The organism is Ruegeria sp. HKCCA5491, assembly GCF_013034565.1.
In the GTDB taxonomy this organism is placed as follows: Bacteria; Pseudomonadota; Alphaproteobacteria; order Rhodobacterales; family Rhodobacteraceae; genus Ruegeria.
Genome location: NZ_WQGG01000012.1, coordinates 104927 through 119441, shown reverse-complemented (window position 1 = coordinate 119441; position 14515 = coordinate 104927). Strand labels below are relative to the sequence as shown.

15 protein-coding genes are annotated in these 14515 nt (G+C 59.3%); 5 read left to right on the top strand and 10 right to left on the bottom strand.

Translation table 11 applies throughout. The annotated features are described in order from the left end of the window. The first annotated feature begins 10 nt into the window (after window positions 1–10). From fsa to GOV88_RS16280, 4 genes are all read left to right on the top strand, one after another. Window positions 11–664 carry a fructose-6-phosphate aldolase gene (gene fsa / locus GOV88_RS16295; RefSeq protein ID WP_171241086.1) on the top strand — a complete coding sequence of 218 codons (654 nt, stop codon included), beginning with the start codon at window positions 11–13 and terminating at the stop codon, window positions 662–664. Window positions 665–861: 197 nt separating this feature from the next. Continuing rightward, window positions 862–1569: a DUF484 family protein gene (locus GOV88_RS16290; protein ID WP_171241085.1), complete on the top strand. Its 708-nt coding sequence runs from the start codon at window positions 862–864 to the stop codon at window positions 1567–1569. Further along, the gene (locus GOV88_RS16285) at window positions 1566–2486 is read left to right on the top strand and encodes a tyrosine recombinase XerC (protein ID WP_171125727.1); all 921 of its coding nucleotides are present in this window, start codon (window positions 1566–1568) and stop codon (window positions 2484–2486) included. Before GOV88_RS16290 ends, GOV88_RS16285 begins: the two co-directional genes overlap by 4 nt. A gap of 70 nt (window positions 2487–2556) precedes the next feature. Further along, complete coding sequence (locus GOV88_RS16280) at window positions 2557–3270, top strand: phosphatidylcholine/phosphatidylserine synthase (protein WP_171121821.1); 714 nt, start codon at window positions 2557–2559, stop codon at window positions 3268–3270. Here GOV88_RS16280 and GOV88_RS16275 read toward each other — a convergent pair. The 7 genes from GOV88_RS16275 to GOV88_RS16245 all read right to left on the bottom strand — a co-directional run bounded on the left by GOV88_RS16275 (window position 3255) and on the right by GOV88_RS16245 (window position 11124). Then, window positions 3255–3722: a hypothetical protein gene (locus GOV88_RS16275; protein WP_171241084.1), complete on the bottom strand. Its 468-nt coding sequence runs from the start codon at window positions 3720–3722 to the stop codon at window positions 3255–3257. The genes GOV88_RS16280 and GOV88_RS16275 overlap by 16 nt on opposite strands. 75 nt (window positions 3723–3797) lie before the next feature. After that, entirely contained in the window at window positions 3798–4253 is a 456-nt protein-coding gene (locus tag GOV88_RS16270; RefSeq protein WP_171210971.1) for a methylated-DNA--[protein]-cysteine S-methyltransferase, read from the bottom strand. A gap of 117 nt (window positions 4254–4370) precedes the next feature. After that, on the bottom strand, window positions 4371–7274 hold the full coding sequence (gene ileS / locus GOV88_RS16265; protein ID WP_171241113.1) for an isoleucine--tRNA ligase: 2904 nt from the start codon (window positions 7272–7274) through the stop codon (window positions 4371–4373). A 238-nt stretch (window positions 7275–7512) separates the two neighbouring features. After that, on the bottom strand, window positions 7513–8223 hold the full coding sequence (locus GOV88_RS16260) for a VIT1/CCC1 transporter family protein (protein WP_171125733.1): 711 nt from the start codon (window positions 8221–8223) through the stop codon (window positions 7513–7515). A gap of 54 nt (window positions 8224–8277) precedes the next feature. Then, a complete protein-coding gene (locus GOV88_RS16255) occupies window positions 8278–9267 on the bottom strand; it encodes a YcjF family protein (RefSeq protein ID WP_171125735.1) in 990 nt (329 codons plus the stop codon). Beyond that, the gene (locus tag GOV88_RS16250; RefSeq protein ID WP_171241083.1) at window positions 9260–9715 is read right to left on the bottom strand and encodes a GNAT family N-acetyltransferase; all 456 of its coding nucleotides are present in this window, start codon (window positions 9713–9715) and stop codon (window positions 9260–9262) included. The genes GOV88_RS16255 and GOV88_RS16250 overlap by 8 nt, the downstream gene beginning before the upstream one ends. Then, entirely contained in the window at window positions 9712–11124 is a 1413-nt protein-coding gene (locus tag GOV88_RS16245; protein WP_171241082.1) for a YcjX family protein, read from the bottom strand. Before GOV88_RS16245 ends, GOV88_RS16250 begins: the two co-directional genes overlap by 4 nt. Window positions 11125–11231: 107 nt before the next feature. Here GOV88_RS16245 and truA point away from each other — a divergent pair, with 107 nt between their 5' ends. Next, window positions 11232–11996, top strand: coding sequence for a tRNA pseudouridine(38-40) synthase TruA (truA, locus tag GOV88_RS16240; RefSeq protein ID WP_171210977.1), 765 nt, complete (start codon window positions 11232–11234; stop codon window positions 11994–11996). 5 nt (window positions 11997–12001) lie between these two features. On the opposite strand, the gene GOV88_RS16235 is transcribed toward truA, so the two are convergent. The 3 genes from GOV88_RS16235 to GOV88_RS16225 are packed head-to-tail and all read right to left on the bottom strand — an operon-like array spanning window position 12002 to window position 14457. Further along, a complete protein-coding gene (locus GOV88_RS16235) occupies window positions 12002–12946 on the bottom strand; it encodes a nickel/cobalt transporter (RefSeq protein ID WP_171210978.1) in 945 nt (314 codons plus the stop codon). Then, the gene (locus tag GOV88_RS16230; RefSeq protein WP_371808257.1) at window positions 12931–13647 is read right to left on the bottom strand and encodes a DUF1007 family protein; all 717 of its coding nucleotides are present in this window, start codon (window positions 13645–13647) and stop codon (window positions 12931–12933) included. The genes GOV88_RS16235 and GOV88_RS16230 overlap by 16 nt, the downstream gene beginning before the upstream one ends. 3 nt (window positions 13648–13650) lie before the next feature. Beyond that, window positions 13651–14457, bottom strand: coding sequence for a thioesterase family protein (locus GOV88_RS16225; protein WP_171121811.1), 807 nt, complete (start codon window positions 14455–14457; stop codon window positions 13651–13653). Window positions 14458–14515 lie beyond the last annotated feature (58 nt).

Genomic DNA, 14515 nt, shown 5'->3' with positions numbered 1-14515 from the left:
GACTGCCCTCATGAAATTCTTCGTAGACACAGCCGAGATCGACGCCATCGCCGAACTGAACGATCTGGGCATGGTGGACGGTGTGACCACCAACCCCTCGCTGATCCTGAAATCGGGCCGCGATATTCTGGAAGTCACCAAAGAGATCTGTGATCTGGTCGACGGCCCGGTATCCGCCGAAGTTGTCGCCACCGAGGCCGACGACATGATCGCCGAAGGCCGCAAGCTGGCCAAGATTGCCCCCAACATCGCCGTCAAGGTTCCGTTGACCTGGGCCGGCCTGAAAACCTGCAAAACCCTCAGCGACGAAGGCCAGATGGTCAACGTGACCCTCTGCTTTTCGGCCAATCAGGCGCTGCTGGCCGCCAAAGCGGGCGCAACCTTCATCTCGCCCTTCATTGGACGTCTGGACGATATCAACCTTGATGGCATGGACCTGATCGCGGATATCCGCCAGATCTATGACAATTACGGGTTTGAGACCGAAATCCTCGCTGCCTCGATCCGCACGGTGAACCACGTGACCGACAGCGCCCGCATCGGTGCCGACGTGATTACCGCGCCTCCGGGCGTGATCAAGAAGTTGGCGGATCACCCGCTGACCGACAATGGCCTTGAAACATTCCTTGCTGACTGGGCTAAAACCGGTCAGAAAATCCTCTGATCCTTTGCGCGACCGCGCGGTGCCGACAGGCGCCGCGCCCGGCCCAACTGCCTTGGACCTGATCTTTGATCAGGACCCGGCAGGCGGGAGCTCTCTCCCCAAACACACGAAATCCGGTCACGTTGGCATTTTTCCCAAGGCAAATTCGCCAAGCCGTGTTATAACGCGGCAAAACATAAAAAACGACCGGACAGGACATGAGCAGTAGCACCAAACTCAAGGACACTCTCCGCGAGGCGATTCTGGCCGAGCCTTACGCCGTGCTGGATGACAAGGACCTGATGCAGGCCCTCGTCGCCGCCAACGAGGAAGCGCGCGGAGACAACATCATCGACCTGCGCGGCATTGCCATGCAAAGGCTTGAGGCCCGACTGGACAGGCTTGAGGACACGCACAGGTCTGTTATCGCCGCAGCCTATGAAAATCTGGCAGGCACCAATCAGGTTCACCGCGCCATCCTGCGCCTTCTGGAGCCAGTGGATTTCGAGGATTTTCTCAAGGCGCTTGGCACCGAAGTCGCCGAGATATTGCGCGTTGATCGCATCACCTTGATTTTGGAAACCACCGTGGTCCAGCAAGACCCGGCAATCGAAAAGCTGGGGGGCGTTCTCACTGTCGTTGAACCCGGCTTTGTCGACAATTACCTAACCTTCGATCGCAGCGGCCCTGCCCGCGAAGTGGTCCTGCGTGAGATCATTCATCCCACGCACCGCATTTTTGGCGAACAAGCCGACCATCTGCGATCCGAGGCATGTCTGAGGCTGGATTTGGGCGAAGGCCGACTACCCGGCATGATCATCATGAGCGCCAAGGACCCAAACCATTTCTCGCCACAACTGGGCACCGATCTGCTGACATTCTTCGCCGGTGTTTTTGAACGGTCCATGCGCAACTGGCTGTCATGAGCCTAATCTCTCCAGCCTGCCGCGACGCGTTGCAGCACTGGCTGGAGGGTCTCGTGGCGCTCTCAGGGCGTTCAGAAAACACTCAGGCCGCCTATCGCAGCGACGTGACCGAATTCCTGTCCTTCATGACCCTGCACCATAATCAGCCTCAGGGGCTGACGGCACTGGCACGTATCAGTGTGTCGGACATGCGGGCCTGGATGGCGGATCAACGCGGTTCTGGTGTCGGCGCGCGATCTCTGGCACGAAAATTGTCGGCGGTAAAAAGCTTCTACCGTTGGCTGGCCGAGCGGGAAGGCTTCGAACCGACCGCAGTCCTGTCAACCCGCGCGCCCAAATTCACCAAGAAACTCCCGCGCCCAGTCGCCGAAGACGCTGCGCGCGCCCTGATAGAAACGGTTGACCTGCAATCGACCAATGATTGGGTTTCGGCCCGCGACGTCGCCGTGGTGACATTGCTTTATGGCTGCGGGCTGCGGATATCCGAGGCGCTTTCACTAACCGGCGCAGATGCGCCCTTGCCGCAATCCCTGCGGATCGTCGGCAAAGGCAATAAGGAACGCATCGTCCCAGTCCTGCCCGCCGCCCGCGCCGCCGTTGATCGTTACCTGACGCTCTGCCCCCATCCGCGCGCCAAAGACAAGCCGCTGTTTCGTGGCGTGCGCGGCGGGGCACTGAACCCGCGCGCCATTCAGGCGGTCATGGCCAAGGCCCGCCAACAACTGGGCCTGCCCGCGACCGCTACCCCTCATGCGCTGCGCCACAGCTTCGCAACCCACCTGCTGTCAGCGGGCGGCGATCTCCGGGCAATACAGGAATTGCTGGGGCACGCCTCGTTATCGACCACACAGACCTATACGGCAGTTGACACCGCCCGGTTGATGGAAGTCTACGACCGCACGCATCCCAAAGCCTGACACAAATGCAATTTCAACAAATGGGGCGTTTTGCTTTGCATCTTGTCCACGCATCGTACATGACACGCGCATGACACTCAGATTCAAAGCTCTCTCCGTCCATCTGTTCACTGCGACCGGTGCCGTTTTCGCAATGTTGGCCATGTTGGCCGCCGTCGAAGAAAAATGGAGCCTGATGTATCTGTGGCTTGTGGTGTCCTTCATCGTCGATGGCATCGACGGCCCACTGGCACGTCACTACCACGTCAAGAAAAACGCCCCCGAGTTTGACGGCGTGCTGCTGGATTTGATCATCGACTACCTGACTTACGTATTCATCCCGGCCTTTGCCCTGTTCAAATCCGGTCTGATGGACGGCTGGACCGGCTGGTTCGCGATCATTGTCATAACCTTTGCCAGCGCCATGTATTTTGCAGATACGCGGATGAAGACCAAGGACAATTCGTTCTCCGGCTTCCCCGGCTGCTGGAACATGTTCGTCATCGTAATCTTCGCGCTCGAACCCAATTTCTGGGTCATCCTTCTCATGGTTTCGCTGCTGTCACTGGCCATGTTCCTGCCGCTCAAATTCGTACACCCCGTCAGGACCGAGCGCTGGCGCGGCGTGACCCTGCCAATGGCCTTTGCGTGGACGTTTTTTGCCGGCTGGGCCGCATGGGTAGACTTCCACCCCGAAAGCTGGGCGCACTGGGGGCTGGTCGTAACAAGTTTATATCTGGTCTCAGCAGGCATTGCGCAGCAGGTGGTCCCGCCGCGCAGAAGTCGAGACTACAAGACTTCCTGAACCTCGAATTCAGTCCCGTTATGGGTGAACACTTCGCCCTGCTGAAGCCCGGCCATTGCCAGATAAATCGGGCTTTGGGTCGAAATCCCCATATAAGTCTTGCCATCGGCATCAAAACGAGTGGTTGAGACACACACCACGAAACGACGGTTGTTGAATTTGACAACAGCGCCGGGTTGCACCGTATCCGTCACGCTGAAGTCGGTATTTTCGATCACATCAATCTTGGCATGATGGGCATGCACCGGCGCGTCAAAAGCCGCGGCCAAGTCCGCATTCTCTCGCGATGCCGCAATATCATCCTTGTCGTGCCCTTCACGGTCGTCCAACTGCGAATCTTTCAGAAACGCGTCATAATGCGCCTGCGCAGTCGCAAGTTCCTGCGCTTCCAGCGACATCAGGCGGTCGATAATTGCCTTCTTGCGGGCAGCCGAGTCTGATTGAGCAGCCATACCATTCGGTCCTTTGAATCTCTATCTGATACAAGTTGGGCCTCAAGCACCGGGATTGCAACAGAAATCCGTCCCTTAGATCAGCAAACCGGCGGCCCGTTCATGGCGCAGCAAAGCGACCTTGGTCTCAACTCCACCCTCACCTGAGAACCCACCAAGCCCGTTTGCCGCCAGCACACGATGACAGGGGATGATCACCGGAATCGGATTCGCACCGCAGGCTTGTCCAACCGGTTGCGGTGGTTGCCCCAACTCTTTCGCGATCTCGCCATAAGTTCTGGTCTCACCCAAGGGTATCGCAAACATCAGATCACAGACCTGCCGCTGGAACTCGGATCCCGCAATACGATAGGGCAGATCAAACCGCTCCAATCGCCCTTGATCATAAGCCTTCAGTTGCGCCGCTGCCTCCTTCAGCACTGGCGTCGCCTCGCCCGCGCTTCGCCCATTCCAAACCAGACGCGTAATCGCCCCGTCCGCCTCCTCGACCCCGAGGCATCCAAATTGAGTTTCAACAGCAATCATCGGCATAGCGAAATGCTGACAGCGTTTTGACAAAGGGCGCAACCCCAATCAGGTCGCGCCCCTTGCTTCTTCTGTTCAAAAATACTTCGGAGCGCGAGGCAGAGCCTCGCAAAATCCCGAAACTTATCCCAATGCCTCGTTACAGCGTCCGCACACGCCGTCATGCGCATGGCGCCCCACATCCGGCAGGATTTTCCAGCAGCGTTGGCACTTTTCACCCTCGGCTTTTTCAAACACCACCGCGACCCCCTCGATCTCGGGCACGCGAAATGCCTCGGCCGGGGCTGGATCGCCGGTAACGGTCAGGCCCGAGGTGATGCACAGATCATCCACGTCGAAAGTCGCCAGCAGGTCACGAACCTCGGTGTCTTCAACATACACAATCGGCGCGGCCTCAAGGCTGGAACCGATGACTTTCTCTTGGCGCTGAACCTCCAGCGCGGCAGTCACGGCGCGGCGGACGCGGCGGATTTTGGCCATGCTGGATTCAAGATCAGCATCGCGCCAGTCGGCTGGCGTGTCAGGGAAGTCCACCAGATGAACCGAGCTGTCATCGCCCGGGAACCGCTCCAGCCAGACCTCTTCCATGGTGAAGACCAGAACCGGGGCCAACCATGTAGTCAGACGGTGGAATAGGATGTCCAGAACAGTCCGCGCAGCGCGGCGGCGCAGGTTGTCGCCGTCGCAATAGAGCGCATCCTTGCGCACGTCGAAATAGAACGAGGACAGATCAACCGTGGCAAAGGTGAACACGGCGCTAAACACACCCTGGAAATCGAACGCGGCATAGCCTTTGCACACCTGTTCATCCAGGTCGGCCAGACGGCTCAGAACCCAACGCTCCAGACGCGGCATGTCTTCGGGCGCGACCCGGTCGGCTTCGGTGAAATCCGCCAGCGATCCCAGCATAAAGCGCATCGTGTTGCGCAGACGGCGATAGCTGTCGGCGGTGCCTTTCAGGATCTCCGGCCCGATCCGCTGGTCGGCGGTATAGTCGGTCTGGGCCACCCACAGACGCAGGATATCGGCACCGTATTGCTTGATGACCTCTTCCGGCACGATGGTATTGCCCAGTGATTTGGACATCTTGTTGCCTTTGGCATCCAGCGTAAAGCCATGGGTCACCACGTTCCGGTAGGGCGCGCGGCCCTTGGTGCCGCAAGCCTGCAGCATGGACGAATGGAACCACCCGCGGTGTTGGTCGGTGCCTTCCATATAGACGTCAGCAATGCCGTCCTCGGTCCCGTCCTCACGATCGCGCAGAACGAAAGCGTGGGTCGAGCCACTATCGAACCACACGTCCAGCACGTCAAACACCTGATCATAGTCGTCGGGGTTGGCGATGCCGTCCAGCATCTGTTCCTTGAACCCGTCGGTATACCAAATATCCGCGCCATTTTCCTCGAACGCCGCTTTGATGCGCGCGTTCAGATCAGCATTGCGCAGCAGGTAATCCGCGTCGGTGGGCAGAGCGCCCTTCTTTGTGAAACACGTCAGCGGCACACCCCAGGCGCGCTGGCGGGACAGAACCCAATCCGGGCGCGCCTCGATCATCGAATACAGACGGTTGCGACCAGTCTGCGGCGTCCACTTCACCAGTTCGTCGATGGAGCGCAGGGCGCGTTCACGGATGGTATCCCCCATCTCGCCCATGCCGTCGTCCAGTTTGCGGTCGACGGATGCAAACCACTGCGGCGTGTTCCGATAGATGATCGGAGCTTTCGAGCGCCACGAATGCGGATAGCTGTGCTTGATCTTGCCCCGCGCCAGCAGCCCTCCGACCTCGACCAGCTTGTCGATGACCGCTTTGTTCGCGTCACCCTCACCGCCCTTGCGGGACAGGATGTATTTGCCACCAAAGAACGGCAGGTCAGCACGGAAAGAGCCGTCGTCCATAACGTTATAAGTGATGACCTGCTCAAGCATGCCCAGATCGCGATAAAGCTCGAACTCCTCCATCCCATGCGACGGCGCACAGTGGACGAAACCGGTCCCTTCGGTATCGGTCACGAACTCAGCCGCGCGGAAATCGCGGATGTCGTCCCATTCGCCATTGCCGCCCTCCGCCCCGGCCAACGGGTGCGTCAGTTGCACACCTGCCAGCTCATCCGTGGTCACGTCACGGACGCGAGTCCACTGGTCGTCGTTCAGACGCGCACGACCCAGCACATCGGCGGCCAGATTGTCGGCCAGCAGGAACTTGTCTCCCACACTGGCCCAGCATTCGTCCGGCGCGCCGGTGACTTCGTACAGTCCGTAGGAGATGTCCTTGCCATACACGACCGCCTTGTTCGACGGCATGGTCCAAGGGGTCGTGGTCCAGATCACGACACACGCATCATCCAGATCGCCCGCATTCACGACCTTGAACTTCACCCAGATGGTGAAGCTTTCCTTGTCGTGATACTCAACCTCGGCCTCGGCCAGCGCGGTCTTTTCGATGGGCGACCACATCACGGGCTTGGACCCCTGATACAGAGTGCCGTTCATCAGGAACTTCATGAACTCATCGGCGATCACGGCCTCGGCGTGATAGTCCATAGTGATATAGGGATCGGCCCAGTTGCCGGTGATGCCAAGACGCTTGAACTCGTCCCGCTGGATGTCGATCCAGCCCTCGGCGAACTTGCGGCATTCCTGACGGAAATCGACGACGTTCACTTCGTCCTTGTTCTTGCCCTTCTTGCGGTACTGCTCCTCGATCTTCCATTCGATCGGCAGACCGTGGCAGTCCCAGCCCGGCACGTAACGCGCGTCGAAACCCATCATCTGATGGGACCGCACGATCATGTCCTTGATGGTCTTGTTCAACGCGTGACCGATATGCAGGTGGCCGTTCGCATAGGGGGGGCCATCATGCAGAGTAAAGGGCGTGCGGCCCTGTTTTTCACGCAGGCGGTCGTAAACGCCGATTTTCTCCCACCGTTCCAACCATGCGGGTTCGCGCTTGGGCAATCCGGCGCGCATGGGGAAATCGGTTTTGGGCAGGTTCAGCGTATCTTTGTAATCAGGTGTTTCGGCGCACATTGGGGGCGTCCTTTGGATCATCTGTTCGTCGTATGGATCGAAGCGGTCGGTGCGAGGTCTCAAACACCTTTGCCCGGCGTCTCAGGATATCAGAGCGCCGGGGATATAATTCGAATAATGATGGCCATCTGGTCATACATGGCCGCGCTTATAGGACGCCCGCTTCGGATGGTCCAGAGGTTCCGCCCCCTGCGGCGAATGGCGCGGGTTCCATTGCCCGTCGATACACAAGCCCCCGTTATGGGTGGAATAACGACCCCACCAGATACGCGATCAACGCGGCTGCACCACCAATCAGCAGCGTTTCCATCCCTGACCGCCACCAAGGGGCCAGCGACCATCGGCTTTTCAACGCGCCTATCGCAAAGAACACACCCATCGTCATCCAGACAGACACCGTGAACGCGTTCTCGACCGACAGTAAAAACGGCAAGAGCGGAATCATCCCTGCAACCAAAAAGGCCATGAACGTGGCCATCGCAGCCTTGAACGGGTTTGGATCAACGGTTCCGAGGCCATATTCGCCCTCGATCATTAGGTTTATCCAGTTTTCGTGGTTGTCCGTGATCGCATCGGTCGCCTCGTCCAGCACGCGCCCGGACAAGCCTTTCTGGGCAAGGATTTCGCGGACCTCGCGACGTTCTCCATCGGGATAAAGGTCAATATGACGTTCTTCGATGGCCCGAATACGGCGGATGTTGTCCAGTTCGGCCTTGGTACCCGAATAGTTCCCTGCTGCCATGGAAAACCCGTCGGCCAGAACATTGGCCAATCCCAGAACAACAATGACAAACGGTGACAAACCCGCCCCAGCCACGCCAGCAATGATCGCAAATGTCGTGACCGAACCGTCAATACCGCCATAGACAACATCACGCAGCACGCCGCGGCCCGGAGGGGCATTGATCCTCTCGGAAATTTCCTGCTGGCTGTGTCCGTGCTCGGTCATGGCTGGCTCCGGCGCTTTAATGCGGACCAGCAGACAGGAAATCTTTGCGTTAGGTCAAGTCTTGGTGAACAAACCTGTCAAAGCCCGCTTGATCATCGTGCGCGTCGACGGTTTATGACGGTCCGAGAACGGCAAAGGACGGCAGACATCCATTGCGGCAACACCGACGCGGGCGCTCAGGGCTCCGTTCACCAACCCTTCGCCAAATCGGCGGGACAGTTTGCTAAGGACCGAGCCACCCAAAACCGGCTCTAGCAGATCGTCGCCAACCGCCACGGCGCCAGTGGCCACCAAATGCACGAATACGGCACGCGTCAGCCGCCACCCCCCCAGAAACCCGGAACGTCCGCCATAGATTTCAGCAATGCGCCGGATCATCCTAAGCGACGCTGCCAGCGCCGTCACAACGTCCGCCAAAGCCAGCGGGACCAGAGCCGTCACGGTTGCGACCTGACGCGCCGCGGCTTCGACCTCGCGGCTGGCGGCCGCATCGAGTGGGACAAGCAATTCATCTTCGGCCAGTTCAAACAAGCCCGAGGCGTCGAATTGCTCGGCCATACGTTCGTTCAATCGGTCACGCCCCCATTTCGTATCGTCGCGGCCTTTGTAGAAATTGATCAGTTTTTGGGTAACGTCGCGGGCCTTTTTCAAGTCTTCATCGGCCAGCGCCTCGTCAGCGGCCCGGCGCAGGCCGTCAATACGAGACAACCGCCCAATCGCGGCCAACTCGCGCAGGGCAATAAGCAGCGCGACCAGAGCCAGCGCGCCAAACAGACCGGTTACGATCCATCCCAGAACAGGCGCGCGTAGCACCAGTGAAGTGACAAAATCCCACGCGGCTATGGAAACGACGGCACCAACTGCTGCCGTTGCCAGCCCCCAAAACCACCGGGACAAGACCGAGGGCTTTCTGGCCGCCAACCTGACCGCCGTTTGCATGGCCTGCCCTTGCACTGGCGCGACATCCGGCACCGGCGGCGCAGCGGACACGTCAACCGAGGGCTCTTCGGCATCGAGATCGAAAACAACGGGACCTTTAGCCATCAGCAGCCTCGCTTCGCTTCCAGACGTATTTGATGTCCGGCAGGTGTTCGTCGTTGTCCGCTCCGTCGCTTCGGGCGACTTCGGCAAATCCGTTGCGTTCATAAAATTGGCAGGCCCGGTGGTTTGACTGAAAGGCGAACAGGGACAGTTCTGACCGCATAGACTTGGCGTGGTCCAGCAGGCGCTGCCCGATGCCGCGCCCGCGGGCCTTGGGTGCAAGGTACAGGGAATGAACTTCGCATTGGTTCAAAGCCAGAAATCCCACGACGCTGTCATCGGTTTCCGCCACAGTCACCCAGTCCTGATCAATCATCCGACCGCAAAAGGCTATGGTCTCGGCGCGCGAGTGCAGTTCCGGCATCCAGTCATGCTCGCGTGCGAAACCGTGCAGGATTTCACCGGTCGCCCCGGCGTCTGTGCTACGGGCCGGACGAAGGATCACGGTCATATTCGGTCTCCTATCAGAAACTGCGCCGCCCGGTCCAACCTGATATGGGGTGGGCCGTCGCCCGGCCGCAATGTCAGTTGGGCAGGCTCAAACGCCATGAAACCATAATCGGCGTCCAGCCATGCGCCTGCCCCGCCGCGGGCCGGCCCCAACAGGCGGGCAGGGTCTTCGGGCAACTCACCAGGATAGAAAGCCGCGTGCTTGCCATCAGGCAGAGTACCGCGCACGCAAGGAAGGTCTGCCCCCTGATGGGACCGGATTTCTTCGGTTGTCGCGCGCAGCGCCGCCAGTGACAAGGCCGCCGTTTGCGCTCCGGCAAAGTTCGCCCGGTCGCGGGCGTCGCGCGTTAAGGCCTCCATGATGTTGGTCAGGCGGGGGTGCTGCAGATGATGCAGGTGATCGGCCTTGGTCGCCGCAAAAAGGATACGCTCGACCCGTTTGCCCACAAGCAATTGGCTCAACCACGCATTGCGGCCCGGTCGGAACGCGGACAGGATATCGGCCATGGCACGGCGCATGTCTTCGACCGCCTGCGGCCCCTTGTGAATTGCGCCCAACGCATCGACCAACACGACCTGTCGGTCAATTCGGGAAAAATGGTCGCGAAAGAACGGCTTCACGACCTGAGATTTATAGGCCGCGTACCGGCGCGCCATCTCGTGATGTAGGCTGCGCCGATGGGGCTTTCCCTCGACCGGCACGGGCGCAAAGGTCAGAACCGGAGAGCCCGACAAATCACCGGGCAACAGGAACCGCCCGGGCGTGCAGTCATAGTATCCTGCATCCCGCGCCGCGTTCAGGTAATCTGAAAACGCTTTGGCCAACGACTGCGCGGTGGATTCGTCATGATCCGCTCTGGGCTCTGCGGCCTTGGCCAACGTCAGAAACGCGTCAGCCTCGGCGCGCCCTGCTATGCGGTTCAATGTCTCGGCCGACCACTCCTCATAAGACTTGTCCAACAGAGCCAAGTCCAAAAGCCACTCACCCGGATAGTCAACGATATCCAGATGAACCGTCCGCGGCCCTTGCAACCCCGAAAGCAAACCAGCGGGACGCACTTTGAACGACAAGCGCAGTTCCGACACGGCGCGGGTGCTGTCCGGCCAATGAGGTCGCGGTCCGGTCAGGGCCGCCAGATGGTTTTCATAGTCGAACCGGGGCACCGTGTCGTCGGGCTGCGGCTGAAGATAGGCGGCGTTAATCCGCCCCTCACGCTGGGCCACAAGACCAGTCATGCGGCCACGGTCCTGCAAATTGGCGACAAGCGAGGTGATAAACACCGTTTTTCCAGATCGCGCCAGTCCTGTAACGCCCAGACGGATGACCGGCTCGAACAGGGCTTCGGACACGCTGTCGCCGACAGTTTCAAACCCGCGCACCAGACTGTCTGACAGGGAAGAGATGACCAAATTGTCGCCCCGCTGTTTTCGTTTCTTTCAAAATAGGCAGCGAGGACCCGACATACCAGCGCTTTCCCACCCTTGCCCGTTGCGTTGCAGGACGTTACCAGCAGCCCATGCCAAGATACGCACTGAAAGTCGAATACCAAGGAGAGCCGTTCGCCGGGTGGCAACGGCAGAAAGAGTTGCCTTCCGTTCAGGGGGCGATCGAACAGGCGTTGTCGCGTATCCAGCCCGGCGCGCATACGATTGCTGCAGCCGGTCGAACGGATGCAGGGGTGCACGCGCTGGGACAGGTTGCCCATTGCGACATGGCTAAGGAATGGGATCCGTTCCGCCTGTCAGAGGCGTTGAATTATCACTTGAAACCGCAGCCTGTAGCGATCGTGAAAGCCGCACATGTCGAGGATGACTGGCACGCCCGGTTTTCCGCGGTGGAGCGGCAGTACCTGTTCCGCATTCTGATGCGCCGCGCGCCCGCAACCCACGACGCGGGGCAGGTCTGGCAGATCAACCACATGCTGGATGTGGACGCCATGCAAGCAGGCGCAGACATGCTGATCGGCCGACATGACTTTACGACGTTTCGATCCTCGATCTGTCAGGCTGCCAGCCCGGTCAAAACTCTGGACGAATTGCGCGTTGAACAGGTTCAGGGTTTTTCCGGCCCCGAAATCCACTTTCACGTCCGCGCCCGGTCTTTCCTGCACAATCAGGTGCGCAGCTTTGTCGGCACGCTGGAACGTGTTGGCGCGGGCGCTTGGACGCCCGAAGATGTGCGTGCCGCGCTGCAAGCGGCTGACCGTGCGGCTTGTGGCCCGGTATGCCCTCCGCAAGGGCTCTATCTGGCGCAGGTCGGTTATCCCCAGCCAGTTTTTTGATACGGTCAGATAGCGCGCAGCAACAGCCCGCTGGCAATCACGGCAATCATCAGCCCAGCAACCAGTTCGATGGTAGGGGCCAGCACTTGTGCGAACCGCGTTGCCGAGGCCGAGGCCAGCAAACCACCGCGTAGCCCCAAAGAGGTCCAACCGACCAGAGTCGTGACCATCGCCGTTCCCAATGCCATTGCAAACGCACCCGCAATCCCCACCATCGCGATGCCCATCTGCCACGTCAGGATCAGCACAAACAACGCGCCAGTGCAGGGGCGCGCCGCGATACCCGCGATTAGAATCAACGCCTCGCGTAAGCTACCGACATTAGCAACTTCCTCGGCGGTGGGGCCGTGGCGGTGGCCACAATCCGAACAGACTTCGCCTTCATGGTGATGATGGTCGTGATGGTGGTCGCCATGGTTGTGATGATGGTGATCGTGATGGGCTGTTTGGGACTTGTGCCGCCTTGCAAAGCTCCGCAAGGCTCGGAAAACCAGCCACAGCCCGATTGCTGCAATGGCGCCATAGCTTATAGGTGCCATGACCTGTTCGGTCGTCCCCACAAGGCTTTCCCGTGACATCTGGAACACCAGAACACCCGCATAGACAAGCACGATCGCGGTTACAGCCTGTCCCAAGCTCGACAAAACGCTGATTGCCGACAAGCGCCAGAACGCAACGCGGCGCCCCAAGCCGTACCCCCCGATCAACACCTTGCCATGCCCCGGACCAATGGCATGGAAAAACCCATAGGCGAAACAAACGGTTAGCAATGTCGCAACCGCCTCGGGCTGCTCGGCTCGGGCGGCCCTTAAAGAGCGAGCGATCTGGTTCTGGAAAGCGCGCTGTTCGCCAGCCGCCCAAGCCGCAAGCTGATCGAAGCCTCCGCTGCCCCAGAACCAAAGCAGCAATCCAATGGCCAGAGCGACCGGTACAATCAGGTATTTGGACATGAAATACGGATCTCGGTCGCAAAGTTTTCGCCGACAAGCGGGATATCGTTTTCCTCAAGATCATAGTCGGCGTCCAATGTGCGCAAAAACGCCTGCATCTGGGCCAACTGCCCGTCAATATCCGGCTCGATCCGGTCAATCTGGCATGAATGCGGCCCGGAAACGGTAACGGGTCGCGTTACTTCGTATGCGGTGTAATAGGTTTCATCAAAAGCTTTGGCCGTCAGGTTCGCCGCCGGTGCCGCCGCATCCTCGACCGCCCTCAGATGAGTTGTGACGATGCGACCATCCTCAGTCCTGGCAGACGCCTCTGCCGGGCCAGACAGGGCAACTGGCTTCCCATCCGCCCAAACCAAAAGATCGCCGTTGTATCCTTCGACCCATTGCGCATCAAACCCTGCAAGAAAACCTTCTTCTGCTGGGGTCAGTATGCCGTCCGCGTCCTGATCCAGCTTCATGTCTTCAAGGATCAGAAGCGAATAGAATTCATCATAGGCCCATGTGACGCGGACATGTGTCAGGTTTCCGGTTTCATCCACGATGAACTCTAACCCCGTGTCGATAAAGACATGAGGGTGAGTCAGGGCCGGAATCGGGGCACAACAGGCCAAAAGGGTCAAAAACCAACGCATATGCGAAAGATAGGATGACCATCTGCGCCCGGCAATGCGTTTCGTAGCATGAGCGCGGTTTTCGGCCATCAATCAGGGCTGCGGGAACAGAACCAGCGTCTGCAACGCCGCACCGATCGGACCTTCGGTGTCATAAAGCACCGCCTGAGACAGGCCGATTCCAGACGGCTGCCAGTGGCAAATTGAATCGGACGCCAGCCAATCTGATACCGGTTCGCGGTGAATTTGCACGGTCAGGTCCGTGTTCATAAACCCCATTTCGGTCGTGGGCGCATTCCATGATAAGCCGTTGGCGCAATCGGCCAAAGGACACAGCGCCTGAATCGGCGACTGGACCTCATCAGACAACAAGGACGGCGCGCGCATCCAAATCGCCTTGGGCCCGGGCCCAAAACTGACGCCCTTGGGATACAGAATCTCGGTGTGGTTGGCAAAGCCGCCAAGGTTGTGACGTGTCTCGCCTATCGGGAAAGGGCCGATTACCGCACCTTCAAGTTGGGGCGGAGGTACAGCTACATTTGGGACAGGCCCGAGATTTCGACGAACCAGATGCATGGTCGTTGCAGTGGCACAAAGCGTATCGTCCAAATCATGCACGGTGACCCGGGTCGTTGCCATCGTCTTGGTATGGCGCGTGGTTTCCGCCGCCACGCGCAACCCCGCCAAGGGCATCGGGCGCAGCATGTCGATGGTCAAGCGGGTCAGCATCTTTTCCGGGCCGACTTCGGTTTCAGCGGCCCGCGCAACAAGACCCGTGACTGGCCCGGCATGACAATGATCTGGCGACCAGGGACCGCGCGCAGCTTCGTTGCCGACAAATGCCCCATCTGAACGAATGTGAAAAAACGACTGCTGGTTCAGATCAGGGTTGCCGCTCATGTTCTTGTCTATACCTTTTCCCCAAAAACAATTCTCCAGCCGGTCCGGGCGGCCTGAC

Bases quoted from the DNA above. Each gene is read 5' to 3' on its own strand.
- truA (WP_171210977.1), top strand. From the start codon at position 11,232: ATGCCAAGATACGCACTGAAAGTCGAATACCAAGGAGAGCCGTTCGCC.
- fsa (WP_171241086.1), top strand. From the start codon at position 11: ATGAAATTCTTCGTAGACACAGCCGAGATCGACGCCATCGCCGAACTG.
- GOV88_RS16255 (WP_171125735.1), bottom strand. From the start codon at position 9,267: ATGGCTAAAGGTCCCGTTGTTTTCGATCTCGATGCCGAAGAGCCCTCG.
- GOV88_RS16230 (WP_371808257.1), bottom strand. From the start codon at position 13,647: ATGGCCGAAAACCGCGCTCATGCTACGAAACGCATTGCCGGGCGCAGA.
- GOV88_RS16280 (WP_171121821.1), top strand. From the start codon at position 2,557: ATGACACTCAGATTCAAAGCTCTCTCCGTCCATCTGTTCACTGCGACC.
- GOV88_RS16250 (WP_171241083.1), bottom strand. From the start codon at position 9,715: ATGACCGTGATCCTTCGTCCGGCCCGTAGCACAGACGCCGGGGCGACC.
- GOV88_RS16275 (WP_171241084.1), bottom strand. From the start codon at position 3,722: ATGGCTGCTCAATCAGACTCGGCTGCCCGCAAGAAGGCAATTATCGAC.
- GOV88_RS16285 (WP_171125727.1), top strand. From the start codon at position 1,566: ATGAGCCTAATCTCTCCAGCCTGCCGCGACGCGTTGCAGCACTGGCTG.
- ileS (WP_171241113.1), bottom strand. From the start codon at position 7,274: ATGTGCGCCGAAACACCTGATTACAAAGATACGCTGAACCTGCCCAAA.
- GOV88_RS16235 (WP_171210978.1), bottom strand. From the start codon at position 12,946: ATGTCCAAATACCTGATTGTACCGGTCGCTCTGGCCATTGGATTGCTG.
- GOV88_RS16270 (WP_171210971.1), bottom strand. From the start codon at position 4,253: ATGCCGATGATTGCTGTTGAAACTCAATTTGGATGCCTCGGGGTCGAG.
- GOV88_RS16225 (WP_171121811.1), bottom strand. From the start codon at position 14,457: ATGAGCGGCAACCCTGATCTGAACCAGCAGTCGTTTTTTCACATTCGT.
- GOV88_RS16260 (WP_171125733.1), bottom strand. From the start codon at position 8,223: ATGACCGAGCACGGACACAGCCAGCAGGAAATTTCCGAGAGGATCAAT.
- GOV88_RS16290 (WP_171241085.1), top strand. From the start codon at position 862: ATGAGCAGTAGCACCAAACTCAAGGACACTCTCCGCGAGGCGATTCTG.